Here is a 2235-nt window from a genome sequence, read left to right as displayed (position 1 = left end):
CCGAGCCAGGTCCGGCCGCAGGGCGACCAGCAGGCCAGTGGCACCCAGCACGATGACCGCGAAGAGCGCGACCGGATGCTTGTCGAGGCGTTCCATGGACGTGACAAACCTTGGTGCTGGCCGTGGTGCTGAACGGGCGCGGGGCGTCCCGCGATCGTCTCGCCGTCAGGCGTCCTCGCCGGTGGCGCGGAGCAGATCGACGATCTCCAGGCGGCGCAGGTCGCCGCCCTGCAGGGCGACCCGGGCGGCCTGGGCCTCGCGGGCCTTCTCCAGGAGGGTCCGCATCTCGCGGGCGTTCGACCAGTCCTCGGCGCGGGACCGCTGCGCGAGCCAGGGGGTGAGCGCCGCCTCGAACCCCTCGGGGAGCGCGAATTGCTGCCGGGCCGCCATGCGCTTCAGGATCTCGCAGAGATCCTTCGGGCTGTAGGGCGGGAATTCGACGGTCTTGGTGAAGCGGCCGGCCAGTCCCGGATTGGTGTCGATGAACCGGCGCATGTCGTTGGTGTAGCCGGCGACGATCACGATGATCCGGTCGCGGTTGTCCTCCATGAACTTGAGGAGGGTGTCGATCGCCTCCTTGCCGAAGTCGCCCCCGCCGCCGCCGCCGGCGGCCAGGGTGTAGGCCTCGTCGATGAACAGGATGCCGTCGAGGGCCTCGTGGCACTTCTCCAGGGTCTTGGCTGCGGTCTGGCCGACATAGCCCGCCACCAGGGCCGCGCGGTCGACCTCCACGAGATGCCCGCGGCGCAGCACCTCGAGGGACCGGTAGATCTCGCCGATCGCCCGGGCGACCTCGGTCTTGCCGACGCCGGGAGGCCCGGTGAACACCATGTGCTGGCTGATCGCCGCCACCGGCAGGCCCTCGGCGCGCCGCCGCTGCTCCAGTTCCAGCCGCGCGATCAGGGCGTTGACCTCGCGCTTGACCGGCGCGAGCCCGACCATGTTCTCCAGATTCGCGATCACGGCCTCGGGAGACCGGGCCTCCACGACCCGGCGCGGCGCCACGATCAGGCGCGGCAGGGCGAGCAGGCCCCCGGCCGGCTGCCCGAGGCCGGCCTCCGCCTTGCGGGCGGCCGTCGCGGTCGCGGCGAGGCCCAGCGCCGCCAGCAGGGCGACGGCGATCCCGATCGCCGCCCTCCACCGCAGCTCCGCTCCGGCGGCGTTCCACCAGGCGACCGGGCCGTAATCGGTGCTCAGCAGGAGCGGCGTGAGGACCGCGACCACGAGGCCGGAGACGACGAAGGGGAGGATGGCGGATTTCGACATCCGTCAGCCTCCGCAGGGCTTGCTGGTGTTCCAGATCACGGGGATCCGCTTGACGCCCGCGGTGGTATCGACCGTCAAACCCGGGGTCAGCTCGACGAACACGTCCTTGGCGGCGCCCTCGATGACGATCTCGCCCTTGCCGGCCTCGTAGGGGGCCGGGAACGGGACCGCGATGTTGATCGGCCCGTCGGTGATGTTGAAGGCCGGCGACAGGTAGTTCCCGGCGCGGATGCGCACCACGCCGCCGGCATCGGCCTTCGTCTTCGACAGGCGCATCAGGCCCAGGGGCGCCCGGCAGGCCTTGGCTTCGGCGACGATCTTGTCCTTCTCGTCGGCGGGCAGGGTTTCGGCGGCCTTGTCGATCGCGCCCGTCTTGACGAGGTTCAGGGCCGGCCGCTCGGCCGTCCCGGCGGTCTCGCCGCCGCCCGAGAGCAGCACGCCCGCGACGGCGCCCGCTGCCACCAGCCCGCCCACGATCGCGATGAGGCTCGGCGACAGGGCCGGCTTGGCGGATGCCGCCGGGCTCGGGGCCGCGTGGGGACCGGACAGCCTGTCCTGAGCCTGCCGCTCAGCATTCTGGCGCTCGACTTCCGACATCCAGCAGGCCCCCGAACATGGAACGACGTAATTCGTGCGCCGCATCGGCACGCACGACAGGACAAACAGCCTTGATGTTTTTGGAAAGATTCAAAAGAACCGGCGGCCGATGCCTGTCATCATGACGGGCTGACTTCTAGGCATGCGGAAAAAACCGGTCTACTAGTGTATCTGACCTATCGTCGCACCCTTGACAGGGCCTGGATTTCATCCGGCATGGCCCTGTGCTGGGGACGTCGTGGGGAAAGATTCCGATGCTGCGATCGGGAGTGGAATGAACGGCTCCGCGCGCGAGACCCTCATCGTCGCCGACGATCATCGCGCTGTTCCGCGAGGGCATGCGGCGCATCACCGAACGGCTCATCCCCAGCC

At 69.9% G+C, this 2235-nt stretch carries 2 protein-coding genes; both read right to left on the bottom strand.

Features of this window, described 5'->3' with window-relative positions; genetic code table 11:
- Positions 1–165: 165 nt before the first annotated feature.
- On the bottom strand, positions 166–1266 hold the full coding sequence (locus I53_RS23635; protein ID WP_043355315.1) for an AAA family ATPase: 1101 nt from the start codon (positions 1264–1266) through the stop codon (positions 166–168).
- A 3-nt stretch (positions 1267–1269) separates the two neighbouring features.
- Positions 1270–1863, bottom strand: coding sequence for a hypothetical protein (locus I53_RS23630; RefSeq protein ID WP_043355314.1), 594 nt, complete (start codon positions 1861–1863; stop codon positions 1270–1272).
- Between the last annotated feature and the right edge of the window lie 372 nt (positions 1864–2235).

The sequence above is a fragment of the Methylobacterium sp. B1 genome (assembly GCF_000333255.1).
GTDB lineage: Bacteria > Pseudomonadota > Alphaproteobacteria > Rhizobiales > Beijerinckiaceae > Methylobacterium > Methylobacterium fujisawaense.
Note: the sequence above shows the minus strand (reverse complement) of the source record. Positions and strands in the feature narration are given on the sequence as shown.

Excerpts from the sequence above, each read along its gene's own strand:
- I53_RS23635 (WP_043355315.1), bottom strand. The coding sequence starts at position 1,266 with ATGTCGAAATCCGCCATCCTCCCCTTCGTCGTCTCCGGCCTCGTGGTC.
- I53_RS23630 (WP_043355314.1), bottom strand. The coding sequence starts at position 1,863 with ATGTCGGAAGTCGAGCGCCAGAATGCTGAGCGGCAGGCTCAGGACAGG.